The following is a 25729-nucleotide window of genomic DNA, read 5'->3' as shown; positions in this document are numbered from 1 at the left end:
GATTTCAGATCTCAAATAATTATCGTTTTAACTGATAGTATTTTGCCTTACCTTGAAATCAAGATTTTATTATGAAAACATCACGTAGACACTTCCTGAAATTGACAGGAGCACTGGCCTCTTTGCTACCCTTACAATCTTTTGTTTCTTCCCCTTCTAAACGCATTACTAAACCCATTGTTATTTCTACCTGGAACTTTGGTGTGGGAGCTAATGCAGAGGCGTGGAAAGTTTTGAATGCCAATGGCAGGGCATTAGATGCTGTTGAAAAAGGTGTACATGTACCTGAAGGCGATCCAAATGAAAGTTCAGTTGGACTTGGTGGTTTACCTGATCGTGACGGACGTGTTACGCTGGATGCCTGCATTATGGACGAGTTTGCCAATTGTGGCGCTGTTGCCTGTCTTGAGCATATTGTTCATCCAATTTCTGTTGCCCGAAAAGTAATGGAACTTACTCCACACGTTATGTTAGTCGGAGAAGGTGCGCTTCAATTTGCACTAGCCAACGGCTTCACCAAAGAAAATTTACTAACTGCCTCCTCTGAGAAGGCCTGGAAAGAATGGATGAAAAAAGCAGAGTACAAACCTATAGTGAACATCGAAAACCATGATACGATTGGTATGCTCGCTTTAGATAGCAACCAGAATTTATCAGGTGCGTGTACAACTAGTGGCATGGCTTACAAAATGCATGGGCGCCTGGGCGACTCCCCAATTATTGGAGCTGGATTATATGTTGATAATGAAATTGGTGCAGCCACTTCTTCAGGTTTAGGTGAAGAGGTAATTCGGATTGTGGGTTCGCACTTAGTAGTTGAGTTGATGCGTCAAGGAAATAGCCCGCAACGTGCCTGCGAGTTAGCCGTGAAAAGAATTGTCAAAAAACAACCCGAAAAATCCAAACAAATACAAGTGGGCTTTTTAGCTATTAATAAAAATGGTGAGTATGGTGCCTATGCTTTGCAGAAAGGATTTACCTATGCACTTTATTCAAATGAAGTGCCCAACAAAGTATTTGAGGCTAAAAGTTTCTACTGAACATGATACTAGAGGTTGTTGTATACACGATAGACGCTGCGATTAAAGCGCAAGATGGTGGGGCTGATAGGATTGAGCTTTGCGACAATCCGGGAGAAGGAGGGACAACACCATCTGCCGGTGTTATTCAACAAGTAAAAACACTTTTAAATATTCCTGTTTTTGTAATGATACGCCCACGTGGTGGCGACTTCTGTTACTCCGATCATGAATTTGAAAGCATGAAACACGATATTTCATTTTGTAAATCATTAAACATACCGGGTGTTGTGTTTGGCATACTTACAAGTGATGGCGAAATCGATAAAGTAAGGTGCGCTGAATTGATTAAGCTGGCAAGACCAATGCAGGTAACTTGTCATCGTGCTTTCGACATGACAAAAGATCCACGCCAAAGTTTGGAAGACTGCATAGCATTAGGCTTTAATCGTATCCTCACTTCGGGCCATCAATTAAAAGCAGAGATGGGAATAGCGCGCATCACACAATTGGTTGAGCAATCGGAGGGGAGGATTAACATTATGCCAGGCTCTGGTATAAACGAGCAAAATGTGATAAAGATTATTTCAACTACTAAGGTAAAAGAGGTTCATTTCGGAGCTATGATACACGTCCCTAGTGATATGCAATATCAAAACAGCAATATTACTGGTATGGGCTCTACAGGTGGAAGTGAGTTTTTACTCAGAACTGTTGATCCAAATATTGTTAGCAGCATGCGCCAATTGGCAGAAAGGGCTGATTCTTAAAAAATTGCCGCTACGTTATTTATAATTTTTGCACCTTTGTTGTAAGAAAATATTCATATGCAAAAAGCTACAGTTAATAAGAAAGACTTTATAATCGAGCAGAACGATGACAAACTTTTTATAAATGGAAGCGCACTTAGCTGGGACGTTGTAAATCTTAACAACGGGCATTTTCATATTTTACATGATGGCAAAAGCTATCAGGCAGAAATTATTAAAACAGATGCAGTAACAAAAAATGTAACCCTGAAGATTAACAACAATAAATACACTGTTGATGTAAAAGATAAGTTTGATCTTTTGTTGGAAAAAATGGGCATTAGCAGTGCTGCTACTAATAAAGTAAACAATGTAAAAGCCCCCATGCCGGGTCTTATTATCAATTTAAAAGTTGCCGAGGGTGATACCGTAAAAGCAGGCGATCAGCTTTTGATTTTAGAAGCGATGAAAATGGAAAACATTTTAAAATCTCCAGGTGATGGCGTAGTTAAAAAGATAAAAGTGAAAAAAGGTGATTCTGTTGAAAAGAATCAGGTGTTGATTGAGTTCTGATATTTTCTGAGGTTGGGTCTTAGTGCAAATCCTGCACTTTGTTTGTTATGCTTATTGTATTGAAACTTGATCATCATCAAATTTTCAAATCCTCGAATCATCTCATCAATGATTAACTAATCAAATATGAAAACACTGCTTTGTCTTGTTTCTGTATTATTTCTGGCTTCATGCACAGAAGTTTCATTCCCCACACATCAACCAAAAGGAATCTCTCCTTTAAAAGCTTTTCCTACAGAACTCAGAGGATATTATTTAACAGACGAGGGTGATAGCATTCAAGATACCTTACTTATTGAAGAGAGTAGCTACAAAATACTTAATGGCAAGCCGGATGGTGAAAAAAGCTGGATGGATGCGGCAGAGATTAGCGACTCATTAGTAGTGAAGAAATACAAGAACCTTTACTTCATCAGCTTCAAAGAAAATAATGAGTGGTTGTTGCGAGTCCTTAAAAGAGATAAAAAAGGTAATCTTACTTTTATGATGATGGGTATTACCGATTCCGAGAAGGTTAAATCATTATCAGAATTACAAAAGGAATTGCCTGTACAAGTAATTGAACTTAGTGATAACGAAAAGTACTATCGTATTGATCCGACACCCAAACAATTAATGTCGTTGATTAAGAAAAAGAAATTTTGGGAAGAATCCAAACTGGTAAAACTTAAATAAAAAGGAGGGCAAAACCCTCCTTTTTTATTTGTTTCAATAGCAATTAATATAAATAGCTTAATGCAGTTTTGTCGTTGTTGTTAAACGGACGGTTTGTGGAAGCGCTTAAACAAGCCAACATCCATGAACCGGGGTCTGCAGTAGTAGGCGTACCAGGGATGTGGATAGCACCTACACTTGATGCTCCCTCATTTGCAGTTGAACCGCCACAGCTATAGCTACGATCCATGTAATCAGTATGACGGAAACCAATGCAATGACCAATTTCATGTGCTACAACAGTAGTCATGAAACCATCACTATAGTTAGTGTAGGTCTTTGCATATTTGATTTCGTTGTACGGATTGCCACCACTAGGGAAACCCGCTGAAGCGATGTATTGTCTTGTGTTAACAATACGAATGTTGATGTTACCACCACTTGCTACACGTGTAAAAGTGAGCCCGATATTTTCCGCATTGTAACGGGCAAGGGCATTATTTACCGAATTAGAAAAGCCTGCTGGCACATTTCCACTTACGCTTACAGTAATGGTTCTTGGACCAGACACAAGGTTAGTGGTTCGGTATTGTTCGGCCTGACCAACATTGAGGTGCCTCTTAACTTTTGCACCTTCTAGGTCATGTTCGTGAAGTACAATGTCACCCTCAACCAGGTAACCGCCATCAACACGTTGAACATCTTGCGTTCCAAATCCCAGGGCAGAAATTTTGTCAAGTGTTACTTGAGAAACTTCCTGAGAGATTAAACTTTCATCCTGCTGGCAGGAAACCATAACAATCGCTGCTGCGAGCGCTGCTATAGATAGCACTTTTTTCATCATAAGTTTAGTTTGTATTTAGGTTTAGTGGCAGCAAAGTAGTAATTCAAACCAATATTATACTGTATGCACCTTAAAATTAAGGTGTAAATTCTACCAAAAGCTTACAAAAAAGAATTAAATTTTGTAACTGAATCTGTGACATGCCCCAAACGCGTGTATGGGGGTCGTTGATAAGCGGCCGACAGAAGGAAATTTGCTACGATTTTTGTCCATCTTTGGTTAAATCGGCAAAAAGACTGTTGAAAAGTGACAGGATAAGGCTAAAAAGTAGCGCCCACCAGAATCCATCCACCAAAAAACCATCAATAAAGTAGTCTGTTAGTAAAATCATTAAGGCATTAATTACGAGCAGAAAAAGACCTAGCGTAACAAAAGTGATGGGGATAGTTAATACAATCAGGAAGGGTTTAACAAAAATATTAACAATACTTAGCACCAAAGCTACAAGCAATGCAGTCCAATAATCCTCAACACTTACTCCAGGCAACAAATAAGCAGTCAGCAAAACGGCTAAACCACTTAGTAAAAATTTAACAATCCAGTTCATGCAATAAATATGTTGTATTTCTTTCTCCCGAACAATGTTTCAATACAGCTTTGACCATAAATTAGCGCCATGTATGCGATTGTGGATATAGAGACTACCGGAGGCTATGCTGAGAACCATCGCATTACTGAAATTGCGATTGTGCATCATGATGGGCTTCAGGTTGGCAAAAGTTTTCGCACGCTTGTTAACCCTGTGCGGAATATTCCTTCCTACATCACTGGGCTCACTGGCATCACCAATGAAATGGTACTCACCGCGCCACGCTTCGAAGAGGTAGCAGAAGACATCCTTAAAATGTTGGAGGGGAAAGTATTTGTAGCTCACAATGCTCACTTTGATTATTCGTTTTTAAAAAAAGAATTTGAACAAGCAGGCATAAACTGGCAAACCAAAAAACTTTGTACTGTAAGACTCAGTCGTAAAATTATTCCCGGGCTTCGCTCATACAGTTTAGGCAGTATTGCAGAAAGTCTGGGTATAAAAATTACCAACCGCCACCGTGCCAGTGGCGATGCAGAAGCTACGGTTAAAGTTTTTGATGTACTGATACAACGCGATAAAGACGGGCAAATAGCTAAAGCTTTAAAGCGCAACAGTGGTGAAACTATTTTACCACCGAATTTACCTAAAGAAGATTTTGATACACTACCAGCTAAAGCAGGTGTCTATTATTTTCTGAATGCAAGGGGCAGTGTTATTTATGTAGGCAAAGCTGCCAACATTAAAAAAAGAATTGCCGGTCATTTTTCAGGTGATGCGCGTGAGTGGAGCAGACAAAACATTCGTAACGAAATACACCGCATCCGTTATGAGTTAACAGGCAATGAAATGCTGGCGCTTATTTTTGAATCGCAGGAAATAAGAAGACTGTGGCCAAAATACAATCAAGCACAGAAACACCGTGTTGAAGAGTGGGGTATTTATGCATACGAAGACAGAAATGGTTATCTCCGTTTCTCTGTCAATACCGTGATGCGCGGCTCGCAACCATTGGTACGTTTAAGTTCTAAAGGTGATGCCTGGAATTTTTTATGGGAGAAGGTACACGCTTATGAGCTGTGCCCCAAACTTTGTGGCTTACAGGTAACCAAAGGTTTATGTTTTCAACACCAGACGGGTGAATGTCATGGTGCCTGCCAGGAAATCGAAACATCAAAAAAATATAATAAGCGCGTTTCGAAAATGCTGGACACCCTTCAGCAGAAAGGCGAATCGCTGGTAATTATCGGCAAGGGCAGAACACAATATGAAAAGTCATTGGTGTTAGTGAAAGAAGGCACCTACTACGGACATGGTTTTGCAGAACGCAAACAATCCATTGAAACCTTCACCGATGTACAACAGCTTGTACGACCAGGTGTTGAAACGCCTACCATCCACAATTTGATAAGCTCGTATCTGACGAGTGTAAAAGAGGATGAGGTGATTGTTTTTTAATAATTATTTAAATCCTAGTAAAATTTAGTAAAGCTCTATACTATAGATACTGTGTAGGAATATATAGAATTACCCTCCAACTCGATAAAATAATTGGGCTTTTAAAATCAGCAAATAAAGATAATCAAACACATTCTTTGGTATTTACAATATTCTGATCGAAATTACGATTTGTAATCCAGCGTGTCCATATTTCAAACTCAAATGGCAGTAACAAAAAAATACAAAAATCCGCCTCTTACTGAGGCTGTTTTTGAAATTTTCTTCACGTGTAAAGATTGGAGCCCGATTGTTCCAGGCATCTTTTATAACGAAATAAAATCTGATTTTCCGAACATCAGTCAAGCCTCAGGGGGGGCATTTGGAATATCGTTTGACGCTTCTGGATTTCAGATTGGACCAGGTTCAAATGACTTAACCCAATACAAAAGTCCTGACAATAGCACAATCATTCAATTGTCAAACGGACTGTTCACAGTTAATAAACTGCCACGTTATGAAGGCTGGGAGAATTACAGAAAAGTAATTCTATCTGCAGTCACTTCATTGGAAAAAAGTGTAAAAATTGAAAGAATAAATAGAATTGGACTTAAGACAATAAACAAGATTGATTTAAATAAACACACATATGAAAATTTCAGAAAATCCTATAACGTTTTCCCATCAATACCACAGGGGGTTTTGAGCAATGATTTAAGCTCCATTCAGTTAAATATTGAAACACCAGCGGTTCCCGAAACTGAAATACTAGCATTATCGTTAGTAACTTTGAAAAAAGAGCCAAAATATGAAGCGCCATCTATGTTACAGCTCTATTATACTAGAATAAAGGATAATGAAGGATTAGAAATAAAGGAATGGTTAGAAGTAGCCCACTCTGCTCTTCATAAAGCATTTGACACTATAATAACTGAACAAAAGAAAAAAGAATTCGATGTTTAATAACACATTTACCGCTACACTCCCAGTCCAAACCGATTCTTATATAGCGGATCTAATTTTGACCAAAGAGTCCACAAAAATAAAAAGATCTCATGAAACTTTGGGAGACTCTGTAATTGAAAGCACTTCACAATATTCTATTGAAGTAATGCGGAATAATGTTCGAATGGTGTTGAATGGTTATGAGTTTGAGAATCCGACAGATGAGGTCGATTATTTATTACAGAATTTTGATGTTTTAAAACTCTTACCAAATCTAGTAATTCATTTACGGACTACATTTGGTTCAGATTCTAAATTAGTGTTAGACCTACTAAATGAAGGACCAGAATGGCAAACATTATTCATAAATGTGCATACTAAATGTGATTGGGAAAAATCTAAGTCCTTTGTAGATACTTTTTTAGACAATATGTTTGACCTCTTCCCAAGCGTTGCTTCAAAGTTGAACATTAACATTAATCCTGATGGCGTTTGATCCCAGAACATTAATCAATGTTTCAAAAGAATTGCAAACAGGAACGACAGAGGCTCATTATCGATCTATAATAAATCGCGCTTATTATGGAGCCTTTGGTTACATCAGAAATAAGCTTTCTATTTTTGTGGATACTGGAAGCGTTCACATGGAGGTCATTAAAACTCTTGCAAATTCGGAATCTGTCAATAAAAGAAAAATAAGTAAACGTCTTGAGACACTTTTCAAAAAGAGAAAAGACGCTGATTATAAACACAACGAACAAGTTAAACTTCATAATTGCAAGTTTTGTATTGATGAGGCAGAAGATCTAGTGAAGCTTTTTGATGAAGTTGATTGACCTTATTAAACAATTACCATCCGCTAGCACATACTCATATCGCGCGTGTTAATGATTCTTGCTTCTACTTCAATCCAATTAAAAAATCTCTTACATCTCTTTTAAGAACTTTAGCAATAGCATACAACATTTCAATTGAAGGTTGCTGTGTGTTTGTACACCATCTGGAAACTGTAGGTTCTGCTACATTTAGTTGATCAGCCAACTCTTTATTAGTCTTGCCCTCCTCTGCCAATACAGCTTTAATTCTGTTGAAAACTTTCTTTGCCATTTGTTGAAATAGAGTTCAACAAATATAAATATCTTAAATTGCTGATTTTGAGCGTATTAATAACCATTATAAGCAATTTATTGATGTTAATGGTTATTTTTAATACCAAATGTGTTATTTTAGAAGTTGAAATCAAAAGATTAATAAATTGTATTAGCTATGGAGACTTCATCTCAAAACGCTCAATTCCACTCTGAATTAATACATTCTCTCATCAAAGAAGAACTAAAATCTCGTAAAGTATTTAACACCCTTCGCAATCTGGGTTTGGATGGGTGTCCTTACCAACCACACGTAGACGAGCTTATTATAAAACTGCTTGGCTTTGATATGGAGTCAGACCAGGCCTACGATTTCTGTTACCAGCTTTTCGAAAATCACGCGGAAAATATTATAGATGATACTTCTTTAACAGAACAAACAAAGCTCATTTATTTAAAACTTAGTCAAGCCACCAAAAATCATTAAGCAAAAAATCAGGAATGTGTTCTTGATATTGTGACTTGAGATGGATTATCTATAGTGATTTAGTACACAAGATAGGGATTAGTACACGCGCGCTGGAAGTGGTGTGCTAATGACTAAAAACGATATTCTAAATAAAATATAAGTAGACCTGTAGCTTTAATTCTATTAAAAACTTTCTTTGTCATTTGTTGAAATATAATTCAGCAACTATAAATATCTTATATTTAATTTACTAAGGATCAACCTCACATTCAGCTTTAACCAACCAAATCAATCCCCCAACATAATTGCTATGAATGAGCAGATATATGAAATCCTAGACAATTCAAGCTCCGATGACCTTATTAAAGTTATAAAGAATAAAGGCAATGAGTTTAATCAGGAGACTGTAACCTACGCAAGGCAGCTTCTCGAAGAACGAGATATAGATGTAAGCAATGTTCCTGTTGTAGACAGTGCTGTTGGTGTCAGTGATGATTACGCTAAAATTCAGAAGCTTAAATTCAGAAAAACTTTTCTCAAAATCTCGGGGCCAGTATTGCTTCTAGGGAGCTTGATTTTGTTTGTGACAAATCTCGGATATGGGCGTTTCTCCATTATGACCCTTCTGAATATTATTCTTGGCTCAGGTTTAATCTACCGATACTTTATGTTGAGTAAAGAAATCAAAATACTTGAGGAAAATCTTGATAAGCCGAAGGAAGCCAGTCCGGCAAAAGAGGAATTCAGTCTTATAACTAGGCTCAGAACAGCTATTGTTGCAGCCCAGAAGGGAAATAGACTCGATCTCCAACATTTTTTAACAGCGCATATACATCAACAAAATCTTGAAGAAGTTACTCAACTCTACCAAACTGAATATCATAGAGATTTTATAGAAGAAATTAAGAAAGTCAGCAATGAATATTCAACGATTAAAGAAGCGCTGCAGCCTTTAATTGATAAGGGTTTAGTGGAAGCCAGGTATCCCCACAAAAGGATAGTGTGAACATAGAAACTCTGGCAAACAATATGATTGTGTTGGGTTAGCAAATGCTATAAGGTGCATATACTTAGTCATTACTTTATACCGGTAAAGACGCGATTAAAAAGACAGGTATACATCTGGTGTACAAAGCATACTTTTTGTGCTAGTCATCACGTTTATTTGCCAATAACAATAATTAACTAATTCATTCGTAACCTTTATTAGCAGAATTAGTATACCTGTCATCAACCCCTTACCAAGTGAAGTTATTCCTTATTCTCTTCTTTGGCATTTGTACAATAGCAAATTGTCAGGATGACTCCCTTAAAACATATACTACCTCACGACTTGTGGGGGAAGCTCCGCAAATTGACGGATTATTAAATGATGCAGCCTGGGATCAGGTTCCCTGGGGTGGAGGCGATTTCCGACAGAACAGCCCCGATGCGGGTGCACCCGCTACTGTACAAACGCTCTTTAAAATTTTATACGATTCTAAAAATCTATACATCATATTTAAAAATCTGGATCCAGATCCCTCTAAAATTGTAAGTCGCATGTCGCGCAGAGATGGCTTCGAAGGTGACTGGGTGGAAATTAACATTGATAGTTATTATGATAAACGTACCGCCTTTTCTTTCACTTCATCGGTGTCAGGTGTAAAAGGTGACGAATATGTTTCCAACAATGGCGACAACTGGGATGCGAGCTGGGATCCGATTTGGTACATGAAGACAAGCATAAATGCGGAGGGTTGGATTGCAGAGATGCGCATACCATTGAGTCAGTTGCGTTTTGCAGAAAAGCCTGAGTTAACATGGGGTATACAAATCACCAGGCGTTTTTTTCGCAATGGCGAACGCTCTAACTGGCAATACATTCCACCAAACTCACCTGGCTGGGTGCATTTATTCGGTGAGCTTAAAGGCATACAAGGAATAAAGCCGCAGAAGCAAGTGGAGATTCAACCTTATGTAGTAGCACAAACCGAAACATTTGAAAAAGAAGAAGGCAATCCTTTTCAAACTGGTCAATCCAGCGGTGTAGAGTTTGGTTTAGATGCCAAGATTGGTATCACTAGTGATATTACATTAGACCTCACTGTTAATCCAGACTTTGGCCAGGTAGAAGCAGATCCTTCGCAGGTAAATCTCACCGCCTTCGAACTTTTCTTCCGAGAGCAGCGACCATTTTTTATTGAAGGTAGTAATACACTCAATTTTCCAGTGAATGATTACAGTAGTAATAATTTGTTTTACTCCAGACGAATTGGAAGAAGACCACAAGGATATGTAGACACAGATGAAAGTGGCGAGGATGATGTAAACGAATATGTAAAGACAAACAACCAGAGTACAATACTTGGTGCCGTAAAGCTTACCGGTAAAAATAAAAAAGGTTTTTCGTGGGGAATATTAGAAACAGTTACCGGAGTAGAACGTGCCAAAATTGATAGTGTTGGAATACGCAGAACACAAGTGGTAGAACCCATGACCAACTATTTTGTAGCGCGTGCCCAACAGGATATTAACAAAGGCAACACATTGATTGGTGGTATGTTTACTGCTACCAATCGTAATATAGAAGACCCCAGACTAAAATTCTTGCACGATAAAGCTTACTCTGGCGGTATCGATATGACTCACAATTGGAAAGAACGCACCTATTATGTAAGCGCTAAAACATTAGTGAGTCATGTTACAGGAGATCCTGAAGCCATTACAGCCTCACAACAATCATCCGAGCGCTATTTTCAACGACCAGATAACAAGCACTCTGATGTAGATCCTACACGCAAATCGTTAACGGGCACTGGAGGCACTGTAATCGTAGGCAAACGCAGTGGTAATTTTGTTTTTGATGTTGGTTACAACTGGCTCTCACCTGAGCTGGAACTAAATGACATTGGCTTTTTATCGCAAACAGATCAGATGCGACAATGGACTTGGTTAGGGTATCGCATTTTAAAGCCTGTTAGTATTTTCAGAGCGCAGCGATATAATTTAAATCAATCGCAGAATTGGGATTTCGATTTAAAAAGCACTTCGCAGACCTATAGCATAAATGGATACGCTGAGTTCAAAAATTTCTGGTCGTTAGAGATGGGTACTTCTCACCAACGATATAACGTATCTAATGCCGATTTGCGTGGCGGCCCCTCCATTCGTTATTCCGGCAACTTTTACTATTGGTTTTGGTTAGCTTCCGACTCCCGTAAAAAGTTCTCAGTACAAGTAAATCCAGAGTGGCAATGGAGTGAAAACAACTTTATTAACAGTGCCTTTATTGGCATCACGTTTAACTACACCCCCATTAATGCTTTGCGTCTCTCCGTGCAGCCAAACATCTATAAAGAGACTAATCAGTTACAGTATGTAGGCACCAGCACAATACAGGGAGAAGACCGATATGTACTAGGGGAAATAGAACAAGCAGTGGCTCGTGTATCTTTGCGATTTACGTATATGGTTACGCCTAATCTTTCCATTCAATATTGGGGGCAACCCTTTGGCGCCTCCGGTAAGTATTCTAACTTTAAGTACGCCACAAATCCTGGCGCTACAGAATACTCGCAACGTTTTGCACACATTCCTTCTGATGGAATGTCATTAAATGGGAATGAATATAGTGTAGATGAAAACACGGATGGCACTACAGACTATTCATTTGGTAAGCCCGATTTCAATTTTGGTCAATTTAGATCAAACATGGTTATTCGTTGGGAATATATTCCTGGCTCTACTTTCTTTTTAGTATGGACACAGGAAATGAATGGGGAATTCTTCGATCAAGGTGGGCCCTTACACAGACAATACAATTTCGATTTCAATCAGAAAGCTCATAATATTTTTCTATTGAAGTTCACCTATCGGTTTGTGTTGTGAGTCTTGGTTTAATCTTGATCTGATAACTGTTAAGGCTAAATTACTTTAGCAACAATATGCTATGGGATGCGCATCAGTGAACTCCGTCAAACCATTCTTTAAACTCATTTACCTTTTCACGGCTTACAATAACTTCGCCCTCCCATTTAAAATGAGGTGTAATTTTTAAACGACTGCTGGAATAAATTACTACATCTTGGATAGCATGAATACTAATAATGTATGAGCGGTTTACTCGGTAAAATTGTTTAGGGTCTAATACTTCCTCTAAGCTCTCAAGGGTGTAGTCTATGATAAACTTCCGCAGCTGATCTGTTACCAAATAAACATCGCGGCCATCTGCAAAAAATAAGCTGATTTGGTCTGTAGTCAGTGAACGGATATGGTCGCCCAACTTTACCATGAAACGATTTTTATAGACGCGGGCTGGATTCTCTGTGAATGTGCTCACAATCTTTTCTGATTTGGAGTCATTCCAGCGAAGTTGTGAGCTAAGCGATTCAAGTTTTTTTAAACTTGCCGAAAGATCCGTGAACGTAACGGGCTTCAATAAATAATCAATACTGTTTACCTTAAAAGCATCCAGTGCAAATTCGTTGTAGGCTGTTACAAAAATCACAGGCTTCTCAACTTTTACTTCCTGAAATATCTGAAAACTCAAACCATCCGTTAACTGAATATCCATGAAAATCAGATCAATCGTGGATTGATTTTCATCCAACCATTGCGTAGCCTCCTTTACCGATCCGGCAATACCTAGCACATTAATATCCGCGCTGTACTTCTTCAGATAGCGCTCCAGCTTCTCTGCAGCTGGTTGTTCATCTTCTACAATAAGTACTTTTAAAGCCAAGGTGCTCATGTTGTTTCAGTAATCTCTTTCTCTTTGGCTATATACACCAACGGAAATTTAATGTAATTCTCCAAACCAGCCTTTACCTGCACAAAAGATTTTTCGCTATAAAATGTGTATGATCGTTGCAAGCGGGAAAAGGCTTGTAGACTTTCTTGATGTTGGAGTAAGCGATCATTCATGTTGTGTTGCAATACAATATAATCATCATCTTCGCTGTATAAGTGAAATTGCAAAGGCGATCGTTTACTTAACAAGGTATTACGTACAACCGTATCAATGGTAACTAACAGAGAACCAGGGATCAAATAGATTTCGTTTAAGTTTTTAATTTCAGTATACAAACCAATCGAGCCCTGATGTGGTACATTCAATAAAGCGATGAGGTTGTTGGCAATTTGCAACTCTTCCTCCAGACTCACCAATTCTTTTTGGCGATTTACTAAACCATATCGATAGATGCTTGCAAGGTAATCGATTTGCTCCTCTGCCTCTTCTGCATTGTAGTGAAGGGTGAGAATTAAATTCTCTAAGCTTTCATACAATAAATCGGGGTTAATTTCATTTTTAAACGATGAAAAATCGGCCTCTACCTTTTCACGTATTTTTTGCTCCTCTTCCAAACGTTGACGGTTCTCTCTTAGCAAATAATAATGACTGAAGTACAGCAGATTATATAATAAACCAGTTGTTCCAAAGATTAACAAGAAAACATATAACTCACGAACAGCAATGCTAAAGCCAATAATAAAATGAAAATATGCTGCTATTACAAACCCCACCAAGCTTACTGATAGTCCAAGTGATAATATAAGTTGTATGAACAATCGCTTTTGAAAGGAAACACCTGGTGTACTTTTATATTCCAATAAACGAATAACACCGCGCATTGATTCAAAACTGATGTAACTTAAAAGAATACAAACGTATAATTCTTGATTGTTGAAAATCTCTTCTGCCGCACTAAGCGTATTGTTTATAAGTAAAATAAGCAAATAAATAAGCACACCAAACAAAGGCGCTGAGCAGATGCGGAAAATGATACTATGAACAAAGATGTGTGTCATAGGCTATATTAGTTCAGTATTTTTTGTGGCCAATTTTAAAACTGGTAACTGCACACTAAACTTATCTTCATCACGAATCAGTATTCTTTCCTCTGAAAAGAAACGATAGCGCTGTCGGATATTCTCTAGACCCACTTTAAAACTTGAAACGGGTTTCTGGGTAGCCGTCTTTGTATTCGTTACAATTATATGTGTGTTATCTTTTGCTGTAATATAAACTAACAACGGAAAGTCCTTGGTAATCTGATTGTGCTTTACGGCATTTTCTACTAATAGCTGCAACGTAAGAGGAGGAATAGGAGTGTCCAAAATATTTTTGGGTAAGTTTATCTCCAATTGCAAGTGATGCTCAAAACGAACCTGTAATAGAAAGTAATATGCTTTAATAAAATCCACTTCTTGTTGTAATGTAACCAACTTCTTCTTTTGATTCGCCAGCACATACCGAAATGTGTCTGCCATGCGTCTTATAAATTTCTCTGCTGTGTAGCTGTCTTTATACAGTAAGGAGGAAATAGTATTCAAACAGTTAAATAAATAATGAGGACTAATTTGATTTTTCAACAATTCAAATTGTAATTCCAGTTGCCACCGTTCAGTACGTAATTGCTCTACCTGTGTAATGGCATAATAACGATATGAATAAAACCAACCATAAAAAATTTGATAAATAAAAATACTGATTGTTAGTAGAACGCCTAGTTTAATCACCTCATCACGATCCAGCTCAAACAAATACAATTTGCAGAAAAATATAAAGCCAATTGCCAGGGCTGCATTTGTAAGAAAACCAACCATAAAGCGCAGCATGAATACTGTACGCCATGAAATAAATTTATCTAAAAATCTATCTGCTTGAGAAATAATCAAGCCAAGCAAATTGGTAAGCAAAGCCGCCACAATCATGCGTTTTGCATGATCCTTCAAAATGGGCAAAATCCCTGTTTCACTATAGTGAGAATAAAGATAAAACAGCACGCTCAGTGTTGTACACACAAACACCAAAATTACATACCTACGCATGGTGGTATTGGAAAGAGCGGTGAAAGTAGGTAGCATAATGGTTTCAAGCTACTATTTTTAAGGGGGAACATCAAGAGACGGTAAACGGTCATGAGGTCTAAAAACGAAATGGGTAGATTTAATTTGATGCCGTTACTCAACAGCTCTTAAAGCTCTGCCATAGTATGTCTCAGAATTTATACGTTTTGCAGCAGCTCGGTAGCTATCTTTTACAGCAGGCGAAGCAACTTTTACTTTAGGAGCAGAAGCCATTAGCACCTCTGTTTTATAATGATCAGATCCTATGTTGCCTGCATTTTGCAAGATGCTGATAAGTTTTACATCGTTCAACGCTGGTTTGTTAAGCGCTGAGCGGAGTATGACTGAAGCGTAATGATCACTTTTAACATTTCCAACCCGATCAATCAAACGCTTAAAGGCTTCATCCGATAATTGCTGCGTTTTTAAAACTTCATTAAATATTTCCGTAAGGTAGTGATCGGAGCTAACAGATGAGCTCAAATCAACCAATGTAAAGAGCTGTTCATTAGCGAGACTACCTTTCATCAATTGTTTAAGTACTTCTGTTTTATAATGATCTGAATTAATTTCTTTAACTGCCTCTAATGTCTGTTGATAGGATGCTGCCGACAAATTGGGTTTGTTCAGTGCTGTGCGCAATACTACACTTCGGTAGTGGTCCGAACTCATGGTTTTACTGGCGTTGATTGCCTCAGTCACCACAGCATCACTCACATCTTGATTCAATAGTGTACTAATAACCTCAGTTATGTAATGGTCGGAACTCATTCTGGTTGTTGTCGCCAAAATAGATTTCATTGCTTTTAGTGAAACATTTTTATCGCGTAGTGCCCGCTTAATCACCTGTGTTTTGTAATGGTCCGATCCCATACGACCACTCGCTAAACATACAGCTTCGATAGCAGACTGATCGACCATGAACTTATCCATGTTGTATTCCAGAAACTGAGCACGATAATGATCGGAGTCCACAGCATCTACAATGCTTTTAATTATGAGAGGGTAGTCATTCACTGTTACCCGTTGTGCCATCAGTAAATTGGCATAGTGGTTCATTACATAATCACTACTCATCGAATTTATTTCACTTAACACAGCAGGTGTACCACCCTTTGCAAAAAAACGTTTCACACGGTCTTCTGCACCCAATGTTGTGGTTCTAACCAACTCAGGTAAAATTTCACTTAACCACTTACGACCTTCCGGCTCAAATGGCAAAGAAGTGCGTCCCTCATAGTATTCTCTCTTTATCGAATTCCCCTCAGCAGTAATCACAATCTTGCGTCTGCTACCAAATACGGTCTTCTCAATTTCTATGTAGCCATCAGACGACATACTCTTAATATCCTTGTCATCGTCAGTTAAGTCGATTTTGCCACGCGTTTCTACATTAAAATTTTGTAATGGATTGTCGCTTCGGTAGCTGATCTTATGACGATCGTTGGAAGACGACATCGACAAAGTCTGTGCAGTAGCCCCATAGTTGATAAGGGCAACAAGAAGTGCGAAAGGGAAGAAACGTAGCGCTTTCATAATAATGGTATTTGTATGCATATACGCTGTAAAGCTGGCAAAGGGATACAGTCAAAGCAAAAGCCTTGTACTGAACGGGGGAATGCGTGTAGTGAACCGTAAAACTTGGTTAAAAGTGATTGAAACGGCCTTTGCGCCAGGCACGAACTCACAGAAGAAAGCAATCTTGAACAATAGTGGAAATGGGTGCAATAGATACTTACCAGTTGTTTACATAATTGCTTTAGCGAACTTGCGTACCAGACAAGAGAGAAAAATTTTCTAGCTGTTCAATAAATATTATATTAAAGTATGAATGCTGAATATTTAGGAGAAAGAGAGGAAGATTTAAAGCAAGTAATTACCATTTTCGAAAACGAGCTGATACGAATTCCTTATTATAACCAACAAGCTAAAGACCACGAAAAGGAACATTATCGTTTAGAAAATCTCAATGCAAAAATTAGACATGATCCTAAATCCATTATCGTGGCCAAAGATCAGGGAAATATTGTGGGTATCTGTTTCAACCGATTTGATGATTTCACAATTTGGTTAGAATGGATAATTACTGATAATCGTAATAAAAGAACCGGAGTTGGCAAAAAGCTTTTAGAGAAGTTGTTTGAGTCAGCACTTGAAAGAGATTGCCATAAAGTATGGTGTGATTGCCGAACCGACAATGTCATTTCAAAAAGCTTTCTAATTAAAAATGGATTTACAGAACTCTGTGAAATAAAGAAACATTGGTACCAACAGGATTTTATTTTGCTTGAAAAATTTATAAAATAAAAGTTGAGTAAATAGCTATTGCTTATTCAGCAGCTCTGCCCATATACTTCAATTGAGCATTCTAAAAAACTTAGCATCAAAACAAAAAAATCAGCGATGTTCTCGCTGATTTTCTCTCAAATATTCGACTTTTACTTAATTGTTTTTACTTAGTATTAATCCCGCGCTTTCTAATCTAAACATCCATTGAAAATTCAGAACTAATTACAGTTCACTTACAACAAAGAAAGGGAATTTAAAAAAACCTTCTCTTTGATTGGTTTTCCAGAGTTTGAATCAATCTGTAAACTTTGCAGGAATTGTGCTAAATCCTGATCCTCTGCTAGATCAAGCTTTCTTTTAAGTCTGTACTTAGCCATTTTAACACTTGATATCTCTATGTTAAGTAAACTTGCAACTTCCCTATTTGTCAAATTCATTCTAACTAAAACAATTAACCTCTTTTCATTAATTGAAAGGTTTGGAAACTTACTCTCAATTATTTCACTGAAACCTTCATGTACCAAACTAAAGTAGTCAGAAAAATTCTCCCATTCTTTTTCTAGATTCTTGTTTAGACTAATTGAAGCCAATAATCGCTGTATTTCTTGTGGGGATTCGCTACTTTCCTTTTTTAGTTTCCGCAGTTGATCCTCTATTTCACCAAGGTGATTATTAATCTGTATCATTCTTAAAGCTTGGTGATGTAAGTCGCGAGATTTTTGCTCTATTGTAAAGTTTAAGGCAGCGTTATTTAATAATTGTTTCTTCATTCGATTTCTATAAAAAAGCACGCCAGCAACAATGGTCATCAAGGCCGCAATCAATCCGAATATGATAACAATTCTAAGATTTCTATTCCTAAGTGCATTGACTTCTTTTTCGGCATTAAGCCTATCAATTTCAATTTGTTTATCCATCGTTTCAATTTCAATGTAAAGATTACTTAGTTTGCGTTGTGCATCTTTTCTAAACAGAGAGTCGGCAATGATGTATTGGTTCTTTTTAAAAAAAAGTGCTGAGTCATATTGCTTTTTTATGGTGTAAGCAGTTGAAAGTAAGTCAAGAAGTTTAATTAACACATCGCGCCTATTAGTTGAATTCAGTTCCTCATAGTATTCTCTTTTAGCAAGCAATAACGCTTTATTTAATTCACCCATGTCCAGGTAATTCTTCGCTCGCCAATAGTTAATCTGTCTATCATCTCGTTTACTAACTTGGCTTAGCAATTTATGCGCGGCATTATAGTCCCCTCGTAGATTGAGCACTCTTGCTTTACCGAAGATAGCCATCTGTTTAATTCCCCCTGGATCGTTATCAGCTGACTTCTCTAGAAGATCGAAATAGTAATAAGCGCTATCTAATTGCTCAAGATTTTCATAGAGCACTCCTATATTATTCAATGTTGTTAGAAAACTTCCTGGATCTTCTTTTGGTGTTAATGTAAGTATCTCTTTGTAATATTGTAGTGCCTTATCATAAAGACCCATCAGGTCATAAATAATGGCGATTGTACCGAGTTCTTTTTGAAAATGTATAAACTCTGTAGCATTTTCTTTTTTCAGACGTAATGCCTTTGATGTGTAATCAAGTGCCTTTGGTAAGTTGCCTAGTTGAACCATTAGCCCTCCTAAAATTTGAAGTGAGGCAGCAGCCATTAATTCATCATTTGCTGCTATAAAAAACTCGTAAGCTTTTAATGAATAGGCTTCACACAGCTTTTCATCATATGCTTTCCGGGCATATCTTGCCCAGACAAAATAAAGTCGGGCATGATCTACTTTAGCAAAAGATTTTGGATTTTTATCGAATATTGGTGTTATCTGGTTGAGTAATGCTCCTGCAGAATCTAATTGATTACTCAAAATTAAATAGTATACATGTACTGATTTAAACTTAATTTGGTTGTCGTCTTGATTAAGCCGATTGATCCAGTTGGAGAGTGAGTCAGGTGAATTAAAGTTGCTTGAAAAAACAGCATTATAAATATCCTCAGATGAACGAGGTGAAGTTTGTTGCGCTTTAACCACACCAACACTCAGTGTTGAAAGGATTACAATTAGTGTAAATCTTGCTGCCTCCACCCTTAAAAAAGGAGAGGTAAGCCCTTTAAATTTGTAAATCACCATTATGCCAACAAACGTTAGGGTAGTCTTACTAACCGTTGGTTAAAGTAAGAAAAATCTTTACGTTTAATACTAAAAGTCAAGATAAAAGATTACTTATTATCAATCAACCCTCTTCCACTCTTCTTGAGTGTACCTGTTTCTTGAAGTGTTTTAGCAATCACATCTAAAATACCATTTACAAACTGGCGGCTCTTCGGTGTACTGTAACCCTTTGCTAATTCAATGTATTCGTTAATGGTAACTTTTACCGGAATACCAGGGAAGGTAATTAACTCGGCTATGGCCATTTCTAAAATAACACGATCGGTTAATGGCAAGCGATCAACCTCCCAGTTACGGGTGTTGTCTGCAATCAACTTGCTCTGTTCTTCGGGTAGATCAGAAGCATAGTTATATAATTTTTCTACAAAGGCTTTGTCATCATTCCAATCCAGCGAAAGTGTCATCAAACCTAATTGATCTGATTTCTGCGGATCGTAAGTCTTGATGGTTTTCTCTACCATGCCTTTTACAATTTCTTTGTCTTCGGCCCAATGCAATACTTCTTCTTCAAAAAAATCATTGATGATGGTTTTACCCAAAATAAGTTTTTTGAAAATATGGCTTACTACTTTACGCTGCTCTTCAAGGGTAGGTGTTTTTCTGTCTAACGACTCCAGGTAATTATCATCGGTACGAATAACATCGCGGAACCAAACACGCACGCGATCCATCTTATCGTTCCAGTGTCTGTTCAGTTTCAACGAATCTTTTTTCAATGACTCGCTGTTCTGCAAACCTTTAACCCAAAGGTTATTCAGAAAGCCTGTGTGTGTTAATTTTTTATCGGTTGCCGCTGCCTCTGCAATGGCAACACCCAGACTTAAAACAGAAATGTAGTAGTCATAGATGCGTTCCGCATCCTGCACTAAATTCTTACGCTGGTTTTCAACATCGCGCTTAGTCTGCTTAGCATAATATTCTAATGCCTCGTTTACAACCTTTTCAATTTTAGGTTCTTCGTGTTCAACTTTACCATGCTCAGCTGCAAACGCATTCTCAAAAACTTTATATGCAATCTGGCGTTGCTCTTTCAGCAATTCTTTATTCTGAACTTCCATGGAGTTCAGGTCAGGAGCAAAACGTTGTGTGATAAGGGTTAGACAAAGGCCGTGGTTGGCCTCTTTGCACTGATGAAGAGCGAAAAGGCTCTGCATGGTTTTAATGCGTAGACTGTGGCGATTAAGCATGTGGTAAGAACGACTTTAAAGAAACAATGGTGCAAAATTAAAAATAAAAACGTCATTTCGGCAGAAGCTTCTCAGAGAATTACCTGAGTATTTCTCTCTTCTATCGAAATGACGTTATGAAAGTCGAAAATCGCTTAGCGGGGAATTCTTACTCTCCCTACTTCTTCAATGCGTTTTTCACACAATTTAATTGCTGCTTCCTGGCTACTGATCTTCTCATTTTCAGCCAAATTCAGGATACTCAAGTTAGTTGTATAGATTTTCTCTGCCTGCTCTAAAGTACGCTTGCGGTTATAATTACCCAAGTATTCGTTATAAACGTTAATTAAACCACCGGCATTTATCAGAAAGTCAGGAGCATAAGTAATGCTCTTATCTTTTAGCATATAGCCATGCTTCAACTCCTCTTTCAACTGGTTATTGGCAGCACCCGCTACAATCGCACATTTCAGGCGAGGAATGGTGTTATCATTAAGGGTAGCACCTAAAGCACAGGGTGCATAGATGTCCATATCTAAATCGTATAGTTCTTCAGCACCGACAACGGCCACACCGAATTTTTCAACCAATGCTTTTACTTTTTCTTCAGAAATATCGTTGATGGTAACTTTGGCACCTTCTTTTACCAAATGCTCAACCAGGTACATACCTACCTGACCAACACCTTGTACAGTTACCTTTTTACCTGAAAGGGAGTCGTTACCGTAAACTTTTTTAGCAGTCGATTTCATACCGAGGTACACACCATAAGCAGTTACCGGTGAAGGATCACCACTACCGCCCATGCTTTCAGGCAGACCTGTTACATGCTTAGTTTCCATACCGATGTATTCCATATCGGCAGTTTTCATATTTACGTCTTCAGCAGTAATGTATTTACCACCAAGGCTGTTTACAAACTTACCAAAGCGTCTCATGAAAGCTTCAGTCTTTTGTGTTTTGGCATCACCAATGATTACTGCTTTACCTCCACCCAAATTCAAGCCGCTAATAGCTGCTTTAAAGGTCATACCACGAGATAGACGCAATACATCAGTAACTGCTTCTTGCTCGCTCGCATAATTCCACATGCGTGTGCCGCCCAAAGCAGGACCGAGCACTGTATTGTGGATACCAATGATGGCTTTCAGCCCTGTGGCCTCATCATTACAAAACACCACTTGTTCATGACCCATTTGTGTAAGTGTGCCGAATATACCGGCAGCCTCCACCTTTTCAAGTTCTTTAACCTGCATGGAATTTTTGCGTTTGATTTATGTTTAGTTTTACAACCTTTCTAATGCCGAAGCATGTTAAAATTTATGCAAAGTTAGGTTAATTCAAACGTTTGCATGAACATAAAAAACAATATTTCGTTGTAGTTAGATAGCTCCGAATTTTCTTACCAAAAACAGCCGTTTGGCAGCGTTTTTATGTGGGTAAAGTAGGAAAGGCTGGAAGGCCTAAATTGATCAAAGAATGACCAGTAAATAGATGAAAGAACTCAAATATCTCAATAAATACCTTCTTAAGTACAAGTGGCATCTGATTCTGGGTACGGTGTTCGTCATCATTTCCAACGTATTCCAAATTGTTCCTGCGCAATTGGTAAGAAGTGCGCTCGACCTTGTGGTTGAAAATATTCGTGTACACAAGGCGCTCAACGGTGTAAGTGCACAAAATACTTTTTTCGAAGTGTTTGCGCATGGTATCCTCATCTATGCAGGCCTTATTGTTTTGATGGCACTCTTACGCGGCTTGTTCCTTTATTTCGTCAGGCAAACACTTATTGTTATGTCGCGACTGGTTGAATATGATTTAAAAAATGAAATCTACGAACACTACCAGGCACTGCCTTTAAGTTTTTACAGAAGAAATAATACTGGTGACATCATGAACCGCATCAGCGAAGATGTGAGTCGGGTACGCATGTACCTTGGCCCGGCCATCATGTACGGTTTACAATTGGTAACCTTATTTGTGATGTTGATTCCGGTGATGTTCAGCATCAGCAGTACACTTACCTGGTATGCCTTAAGTCCTTTACCCCTTTTGTCACTTAGCATCTTTTTGGTTAATAATAAAATCGAACGCAGATCAGAGCAAATTCAAAAGCATCAATCCAAACTTTCCACCTTTGTACAAGAAGCATTTAGTGGTATTCGTGTGTTGAAATCTTTTAATCGTGAAAACGAATCGATTAAAAATTTTACAAAAGAGAGCGATGACTATAAACATCAATCACTCAAACTCACTAAAGTACAGTCATTGTTTTACCCACTAATCATGGGTTTAATAGGCTTAAGCACTTTGCTAACTGTTTATGCAGGAAGTGTTGAAGTAATTAAAGGCACACTTACTTTTGGAAACATTGCTGAATTTATCATTTACGTAAACTTACTTACCTGGCCTGTTACTTCTTTAGGCTGGACTACCAGTTTGGTGCAACGTGCAGAGGCTTCTCAAAAACGCATCAATGAATTTCTAAATACCAGTTCCAATATCGTTTCTCAAAAGAATGTTGAGCGTGAACTGCAAGGCAAAATTGAATTTAAAAAGGTTGCTTTCACTTATCCGGATACTGGCATTAAGGCTTTGAAAGATATCTCGTTCACTGTTAATCCTGGAGAAAGCTTAGCCATTATCGGTACTACGGGTTCAGGAAAAAGTACAGTGTCAAATCTTATTTCGCGTATGTACGATGTGCGTGAAGGCGAAATACGTATTGACGATGTGGCCATACAAGATTATAACTTGACCAGCCTGCGCAGTCAGATTGGTTATGTACCACAAGATGTTTTTCTATTCAGTGATACCATTCACAATAATATTGGTTTTGCTTTAGATGACGTGAGTGAAGATAGAATTCATCAAGCGGCCAAAGATGCTGATGTGTATGACAACATTATGGCTTTCCCCAATGGATTTACAACGCGTGTGGGTGAACGTGGCATTACGCTTTCGGGCGGACAAAAACAACGGGTGTCTATTGCCCGTGCTATTGTACGCGAGCCAAAAATATTAATGTTGGATGATGCCCTTAGTGCAGTGGATACAAAAACTGAAAATACAATTCTCAACAGTCTTAAACGCATCATGGTGGGTCGAACGACTATTATCATTTCTCACCGTGTGTCTTCTGCTAAACTTGCCAATAAAATTATTGTATTGGTTGATGGTAACGTGGTGGAAGAAGGTACACACGAAAGTCTCTTAGAGAAAAACGGTATGTACCGAGATTTGTATGAGAAGCAAAATCAGACAGAGGAAGTAGCGGAGTAATAAATTTAGCCTCGAGCTTCGAGCTACAAGCCTCGAGCTGATAGACATGTGAGAAGTTGAGATAACCAAATACAAAAAATAGGGGATCTCAAATATTCAAACATGACTGTCTAAGTTCAAATTAAAAAGAGCTGTGCTAAGCTGTCTACTTTTTAGCCAGGCCCTGATTCCATTCGTACACTTTGTCGGCCAGTTCGGTTAAGAGTGCAGGATCTTTCTCTAACGCATTGCCTATAACAATGGTATCAGCACCGGCCTCTAATGCTGCCAATGCTTTGTGACTAGTATTAATTCCTCCACCTACCAGTAAAGGCGCCTTGATGGCCTTGCGAATTGCCGTAATCATACGGGGAGAAATTGGATTTTCTGCTCCGCTGCCTGCATCTAAATACATGAGTTTCAAACCGAGCATTTCACCGGCCATGGCAGTGCAGGCTGCTAACGAATATTTATCTTCTGGTAAAGGAATGGTGTTGCTTACATAAGCCACTGATGTAATTCTTCCCGAGTTGATGAGCATATAACCGGTGGGCAATACTTCAAGTTTTGTGTTCTTAATAATAGGAGCAGCAATTACATGCTGCCCAATTAGTAACTCAGGATTTCTACCCGAGATTAATGATAAAAAAAGAATGGCATCAGCTGTGGGTTCTACCTGAATGCTGTTACCGGGGAATAATACAACGGGAATAGTTACACTCTTTTTAATTTGTCTTACAACTTCCGCCAGATTATTAGTAGTGATCAAACTACCTCCTACAAAAAAGTAATCAACAAGATTTTCGGTAGCCAGGTTAATCAGGTGCTGTAATTTAGCGCCATCGTCTACCTTATCAGGATCGATGAGTACAGCAATGGATTTACGCCCCGCCTGTTGTTTCTCTATAAATGAATCAAAGATTGTCGGCATCTTTAGCTTTTTCTTCCTCTCTTTTCTCCAAGTACTCTCCTATCTTCTCTTTGGCTAACGAAAGTAGAAATGCCGAGGCTTGTGTAGCCAACACTATACCCAGTTTATTTATAATAGCACTGAAGGGTGATTCTCTTACTACCACTTGTTCCTGGTCATCCTCTTCTTCACGGGTACTGGCACGCACTAACTTTACTTTCTTTTTCTTTTTAGCACCACCATCATTAGAAAGCAGCTTGTAGATTAGGTAAGTGGCAGCCAGGGCACCGCCTACAACCAGCGCTGTTTTAACAACTTTCTCAGTTTTATCAGACAATAATTTTACTTCACCATGAAGGGCATCCTTCTGTTGTTGTGCTTTGCGAAGCAATTGTGACTTAGGATCGTCTGACTCCAACAATTCCATATTATTCTTTAATTTTTTCCATTAATTTTTTCTCCATGGTTTCACTCAGGCTTTTGCGCATCAACAATACTAATACAGCAATCAGAAAATAGAAACCAGATACAATCAAAAAGCCCTCAAAAAAACCTAAGTACTCCCCTATCAATAAAGCAATAGATACACTGAAGAATAGAACAAATAAAGAGAGCGAAGCAATCACTATCACCAACACACTCAACTTAGCCAGCGATTTTGCGATTTCTTCTTTGATCTCAAGCTTCATCAGCTCGACACGTGTTTCCACATAGCCGGTTAAATTGGCTACCAAGCCATCAAGCTTTAATAGTTTTAAGATTGATTCCTTCCACATTAGTGCAAGATAGGAAAAAGT

26 protein-coding genes are annotated in these 25729 nt (G+C 38.2%); 13 read left to right on the top strand and 13 right to left on the bottom strand.

From position 1 onward, the window contains the following. The first annotated feature begins 71 nt into the window (after positions 1 to 71). The 4 genes from SanaruYs_RS13435 (at position 72) to SanaruYs_RS13420 (ending at position 3016) form a co-directional block, all read left to right on the top strand. Positions 72 to 1040 (top strand): isoaspartyl peptidase/L-asparaginase family protein, encoded by a 969-nt coding sequence (locus SanaruYs_RS13435; protein WP_127123099.1) that lies wholly within the window; start codon positions 72 to 74, stop codon positions 1038 to 1040. 2 nt (positions 1041 to 1042) lie between these two features. After that, a complete protein-coding gene (locus tag SanaruYs_RS13430; RefSeq protein WP_127123098.1) occupies positions 1043 to 1789 on the top strand; it encodes a copper homeostasis protein CutC in 747 nt (248 codons plus the stop codon). Between the two features lie 57 nt (positions 1790 to 1846). Next, positions 1847 to 2341: an acyl-CoA carboxylase biotin carboxyl carrier protein subunit gene (locus tag SanaruYs_RS13425; RefSeq protein WP_127123097.1), complete on the top strand. Its 495-nt coding sequence runs from the start codon at positions 1847 to 1849 to the stop codon at positions 2339 to 2341. Positions 2342 to 2467: 126 nt separating this feature from the next. Further along, positions 2468 to 3016, top strand: coding sequence for a hypothetical protein (locus tag SanaruYs_RS13420; protein WP_127123096.1), 549 nt, complete (start codon positions 2468 to 2470; stop codon positions 3014 to 3016). Between the two features lie 43 nt (positions 3017 to 3059). Here the strand turns inward: SanaruYs_RS13420 and SanaruYs_RS13415 are convergent, their stop codons facing one another. Further along, positions 3060 to 3839, bottom strand: a complete 780-nt coding sequence (locus SanaruYs_RS13415; RefSeq protein ID WP_306307936.1) for a M57 family metalloprotease — start codon at positions 3837 to 3839, stop codon at positions 3060 to 3062. A 196-nt stretch (positions 3840 to 4035) separates the two neighbouring features. After that, complete coding sequence (locus tag SanaruYs_RS13410; RefSeq protein WP_127123095.1) at positions 4036 to 4386, bottom strand: phage holin family protein; 351 nt, start codon at positions 4384 to 4386, stop codon at positions 4036 to 4038. 69 nt (positions 4387 to 4455) lie between these two features. Here SanaruYs_RS13410 and SanaruYs_RS13405 point away from each other — a divergent pair, with 69 nt between their 5' ends. The 4 genes from SanaruYs_RS13405 (at position 4456) to SanaruYs_RS13390 (ending at position 7586) form a co-directional block, all read left to right on the top strand. Then, positions 4456 to 5826, top strand: coding sequence for an exonuclease domain-containing protein (locus SanaruYs_RS13405; RefSeq protein WP_127123094.1), 1371 nt, complete (start codon positions 4456 to 4458; stop codon positions 5824 to 5826). 204 nt (positions 5827 to 6030) lie between these two features. Beyond that, positions 6031 to 6768 (top strand): TIGR04255 family protein, encoded by a 738-nt coding sequence (locus tag SanaruYs_RS13400; protein WP_127123093.1) that lies wholly within the window; start codon positions 6031 to 6033, stop codon positions 6766 to 6768. 100 nt (positions 6769 to 6868) lie between these two features. After that, positions 6869 to 7246 carry a hypothetical protein gene (locus tag SanaruYs_RS13395; protein ID WP_127123092.1) on the top strand — a complete coding sequence of 126 codons (378 nt, stop codon included), beginning with the start codon at positions 6869 to 6871 and terminating at the stop codon, positions 7244 to 7246. Beyond that, on the top strand, positions 7236 to 7586 hold the full coding sequence (locus tag SanaruYs_RS13390) for a hypothetical protein (RefSeq protein ID WP_127123091.1): 351 nt from the start codon (positions 7236 to 7238) through the stop codon (positions 7584 to 7586). Before SanaruYs_RS13395 ends, SanaruYs_RS13390 begins: the two co-directional genes overlap by 11 nt. Before the next feature lie 64 nt (positions 7587 to 7650). On the opposite strand, the gene SanaruYs_RS13385 is transcribed toward SanaruYs_RS13390, so the two are convergent. Further along, entirely contained in the window at positions 7651 to 7857 is a 207-nt protein-coding gene (locus SanaruYs_RS13385; RefSeq protein ID WP_127123090.1) for a helix-turn-helix transcriptional regulator, read from the bottom strand. Between the two features lie 159 nt (positions 7858 to 8016). Between SanaruYs_RS13385 and SanaruYs_RS13380 the strand changes: the two genes are divergently transcribed. The 3 genes from SanaruYs_RS13380 to SanaruYs_RS13370 all read left to right on the top strand — a co-directional run bounded on the left by SanaruYs_RS13380 (position 8017) and on the right by SanaruYs_RS13370 (position 12177). Beyond that, the gene (locus SanaruYs_RS13380; protein WP_127123089.1) at positions 8017 to 8325 is read left to right on the top strand and encodes a hypothetical protein; all 309 of its coding nucleotides are present in this window, start codon (positions 8017 to 8019) and stop codon (positions 8323 to 8325) included. A gap of 292 nt (positions 8326 to 8617) precedes the next feature. Further along, positions 8618 to 9313 carry a hypothetical protein gene (locus SanaruYs_RS13375; RefSeq protein WP_127123088.1) on the top strand — a complete coding sequence of 232 codons (696 nt, stop codon included), beginning with the start codon at positions 8618 to 8620 and terminating at the stop codon, positions 9311 to 9313. 239 nt (positions 9314 to 9552) lie between these two features. After that, the gene (locus SanaruYs_RS13370) at positions 9553 to 12177 is read left to right on the top strand and encodes a DUF5916 domain-containing protein (RefSeq protein ID WP_127123087.1); all 2625 of its coding nucleotides are present in this window, start codon (positions 9553 to 9555) and stop codon (positions 12175 to 12177) included. A 73-nt stretch (positions 12178 to 12250) separates the two neighbouring features. On the opposite strand, the gene SanaruYs_RS13365 is transcribed toward SanaruYs_RS13370, so the two are convergent. From SanaruYs_RS13365 to SanaruYs_RS13350, 4 genes are all read right to left on the bottom strand, one after another. Continuing rightward, positions 12251 to 13039 carry a LytR/AlgR family response regulator transcription factor gene (locus SanaruYs_RS13365; RefSeq protein ID WP_127123086.1) on the bottom strand — a complete coding sequence of 263 codons (789 nt, stop codon included), beginning with the start codon at positions 13037 to 13039 and terminating at the stop codon, positions 12251 to 12253. Beyond that, on the bottom strand, positions 13036 to 14097 hold the full coding sequence (locus tag SanaruYs_RS13360; protein ID WP_127123085.1) for a histidine kinase: 1062 nt from the start codon (positions 14095 to 14097) through the stop codon (positions 13036 to 13038). The genes SanaruYs_RS13365 and SanaruYs_RS13360 overlap by 4 nt, the downstream gene beginning before the upstream one ends. A gap of 3 nt (positions 14098 to 14100) precedes the next feature. Beyond that, positions 14101 to 15156, bottom strand: a complete 1056-nt coding sequence (locus SanaruYs_RS13355) for a sensor histidine kinase (protein ID WP_127123084.1) — start codon at positions 15154 to 15156, stop codon at positions 14101 to 14103. A 96-nt stretch (positions 15157 to 15252) separates the two neighbouring features. Next, on the bottom strand, positions 15253 to 16674 hold the full coding sequence (locus tag SanaruYs_RS13350) for a hypothetical protein (protein WP_127123083.1): 1422 nt from the start codon (positions 16672 to 16674) through the stop codon (positions 15253 to 15255). Positions 16675 to 16965: 291 nt separating this feature from the next. Here SanaruYs_RS13350 and SanaruYs_RS13345 point away from each other — a divergent pair, with 291 nt between their 5' ends. Continuing rightward, positions 16966 to 17445: a GNAT family N-acetyltransferase gene (locus SanaruYs_RS13345; RefSeq protein ID WP_127123082.1), complete on the top strand. Its 480-nt coding sequence runs from the start codon at positions 16966 to 16968 to the stop codon at positions 17443 to 17445. A 215-nt stretch (positions 17446 to 17660) separates the two neighbouring features. Here the strand turns inward: SanaruYs_RS13345 and SanaruYs_RS13340 are convergent, their stop codons facing one another. The 3 genes from SanaruYs_RS13340 to SanaruYs_RS13330 all read right to left on the bottom strand — a co-directional run bounded on the left by SanaruYs_RS13340 (position 17661) and on the right by SanaruYs_RS13330 (position 22017). Continuing rightward, positions 17661 to 19553, bottom strand: a complete 1893-nt coding sequence (locus SanaruYs_RS13340) for a tetratricopeptide repeat protein (protein WP_127123081.1) — start codon at positions 19551 to 19553, stop codon at positions 17661 to 17663. An 89-nt stretch (positions 19554 to 19642) separates the two neighbouring features. Beyond that, positions 19643 to 20749 (bottom strand): transcription antitermination factor NusB, encoded by a 1107-nt coding sequence (gene nusB / locus SanaruYs_RS13335; protein ID WP_160118663.1) that lies wholly within the window; start codon positions 20747 to 20749, stop codon positions 19643 to 19645. Between the two features lie 167 nt (positions 20750 to 20916). Continuing rightward, positions 20917 to 22017 carry a Glu/Leu/Phe/Val family dehydrogenase gene (locus tag SanaruYs_RS13330; protein WP_127123079.1) on the bottom strand — a complete coding sequence of 367 codons (1101 nt, stop codon included), beginning with the start codon at positions 22015 to 22017 and terminating at the stop codon, positions 20917 to 20919. Positions 22018 to 22255: 238 nt separating this feature from the next. On the opposite strand from SanaruYs_RS13330, the gene SanaruYs_RS13325 reads away from it, so the two are divergent. After that, positions 22256 to 24043, top strand: a complete 1788-nt coding sequence (locus SanaruYs_RS13325; protein WP_127123078.1) for an ABC transporter ATP-binding protein — start codon at positions 22256 to 22258, stop codon at positions 24041 to 24043. Between the two features lie 145 nt (positions 24044 to 24188). On the opposite strand, the gene SanaruYs_RS13320 is transcribed toward SanaruYs_RS13325, so the two are convergent. From SanaruYs_RS13320 to SanaruYs_RS13310, 3 genes are read right to left on the bottom strand one after another with little or no spacing between them, the layout of a single operon-like run. Then, positions 24189 to 24953 (bottom strand): phosphoglycerol geranylgeranyltransferase, encoded by a 765-nt coding sequence (locus SanaruYs_RS13320; protein WP_127123077.1) that lies wholly within the window; start codon positions 24951 to 24953, stop codon positions 24189 to 24191. Continuing rightward, on the bottom strand, positions 24937 to 25359 hold the full coding sequence (locus SanaruYs_RS13315; protein ID WP_127123076.1) for a hypothetical protein: 423 nt from the start codon (positions 25357 to 25359) through the stop codon (positions 24937 to 24939). Before SanaruYs_RS13315 ends, SanaruYs_RS13320 begins: the two co-directional genes overlap by 17 nt. 1 nt (position 25360) lies before the next feature. Further along, positions 25361 to 25708 carry a phage holin family protein gene (locus tag SanaruYs_RS13310; protein WP_127123075.1) on the bottom strand — a complete coding sequence of 116 codons (348 nt, stop codon included), beginning with the start codon at positions 25706 to 25708 and terminating at the stop codon, positions 25361 to 25363. Between the last annotated feature and the right edge of the window lie 21 nt (positions 25709 to 25729).

This window comes from Chryseotalea sanaruensis (assembly GCF_003990915.1).
Taxonomy (GTDB): domain Bacteria; phylum Bacteroidota; class Bacteroidia; order Cytophagales; family Cyclobacteriaceae; genus Chryseotalea; species Chryseotalea sanaruensis.
Note: the sequence above shows the minus strand (reverse complement) of the source record. Positions and strands in the feature narration are given on the sequence as shown.

What these genes read in the sequence shown, in the direction of transcription:
- SanaruYs_RS13425 (WP_127123097.1), top strand. Translation starts at nt 1,847, where the DNA reads ATGCAAAAAGCTACAGTTAATAAGAAAGACTTTATAATCGAGCAGAAC.
- SanaruYs_RS13420 (WP_127123096.1), top strand. Translation starts at nt 2,468, where the DNA reads ATGAAAACACTGCTTTGTCTTGTTTCTGTATTATTTCTGGCTTCATGC.
- SanaruYs_RS13400 (WP_127123093.1), top strand. Translation starts at nt 6,031, where the DNA reads ATGGCAGTAACAAAAAAATACAAAAATCCGCCTCTTACTGAGGCTGTT.
- SanaruYs_RS13350 (WP_127123083.1), bottom strand. Translation starts at nt 16,674, where the DNA reads ATGAAAGCGCTACGTTTCTTCCCTTTCGCACTTCTTGTTGCCCTTATC.
- SanaruYs_RS13390 (WP_127123091.1), top strand. Translation starts at nt 7,236, where the DNA reads ATGGCGTTTGATCCCAGAACATTAATCAATGTTTCAAAAGAATTGCAA.
- SanaruYs_RS13340 (WP_127123081.1), bottom strand. Translation starts at nt 19,553, where the DNA reads ATGGTGATTTACAAATTTAAAGGGCTTACCTCTCCTTTTTTAAGGGTG.
- SanaruYs_RS13380 (WP_127123089.1), top strand. Translation starts at nt 8,017, where the DNA reads ATGGAGACTTCATCTCAAAACGCTCAATTCCACTCTGAATTAATACAT.
- SanaruYs_RS13315 (WP_127123076.1), bottom strand. Translation starts at nt 25,359, where the DNA reads ATGGAATTGTTGGAGTCAGACGATCCTAAGTCACAATTGCTTCGCAAA.
- SanaruYs_RS13410 (WP_127123095.1), bottom strand. Translation starts at nt 4,386, where the DNA reads ATGAACTGGATTGTTAAATTTTTACTAAGTGGTTTAGCCGTTTTGCTG.
- SanaruYs_RS13430 (WP_127123098.1), top strand. Translation starts at nt 1,043, where the DNA reads ATGATACTAGAGGTTGTTGTATACACGATAGACGCTGCGATTAAAGCG.
- SanaruYs_RS13355 (WP_127123084.1), bottom strand. Translation starts at nt 15,156, where the DNA reads ATGCTACCTACTTTCACCGCTCTTTCCAATACCACCATGCGTAGGTAT.
- SanaruYs_RS13435 (WP_127123099.1), top strand. Translation starts at nt 72, where the DNA reads ATGAAAACATCACGTAGACACTTCCTGAAATTGACAGGAGCACTGGCC.
- SanaruYs_RS13360 (WP_127123085.1), bottom strand. Translation starts at nt 14,097, where the DNA reads ATGACACACATCTTTGTTCATAGTATCATTTTCCGCATCTGCTCAGCG.
- SanaruYs_RS13345 (WP_127123082.1), top strand. Translation starts at nt 16,966, where the DNA reads ATGAATGCTGAATATTTAGGAGAAAGAGAGGAAGATTTAAAGCAAGTA.
- SanaruYs_RS13375 (WP_127123088.1), top strand. Translation starts at nt 8,618, where the DNA reads ATGAATGAGCAGATATATGAAATCCTAGACAATTCAAGCTCCGATGAC.
- nusB (WP_160118663.1), bottom strand. Translation starts at nt 20,749, where the DNA reads ATGCAGAGCCTTTTCGCTCTTCATCAGTGCAAAGAGGCCAACCACGGC.
- SanaruYs_RS13415 (WP_306307936.1), bottom strand. Translation starts at nt 3,839, where the DNA reads ATGATGAAAAAAGTGCTATCTATAGCAGCGCTCGCAGCAGCGATTGTT.
- SanaruYs_RS13365 (WP_127123086.1), bottom strand. Translation starts at nt 13,039, where the DNA reads ATGAGCACCTTGGCTTTAAAAGTACTTATTGTAGAAGATGAACAACCA.
- SanaruYs_RS13330 (WP_127123079.1), bottom strand. Translation starts at nt 22,017, where the DNA reads ATGCAGGTTAAAGAACTTGAAAAGGTGGAGGCTGCCGGTATATTCGGC.
- SanaruYs_RS13320 (WP_127123077.1), bottom strand. Translation starts at nt 24,953, where the DNA reads ATGCCGACAATCTTTGATTCATTTATAGAGAAACAACAGGCGGGGCGT.
- SanaruYs_RS13325 (WP_127123078.1), top strand. Translation starts at nt 22,256, where the DNA reads ATGAAAGAACTCAAATATCTCAATAAATACCTTCTTAAGTACAAGTGG.
- SanaruYs_RS13385 (WP_127123090.1), bottom strand. Translation starts at nt 7,857, where the DNA reads ATGGCAAAGAAAGTTTTCAACAGAATTAAAGCTGTATTGGCAGAGGAG.
- SanaruYs_RS13310 (WP_127123075.1), bottom strand. Translation starts at nt 25,708, where the DNA reads ATGTGGAAGGAATCAATCTTAAAACTATTAAAGCTTGATGGCTTGGTA.
- SanaruYs_RS13405 (WP_127123094.1), top strand. Translation starts at nt 4,456, where the DNA reads ATGTATGCGATTGTGGATATAGAGACTACCGGAGGCTATGCTGAGAAC.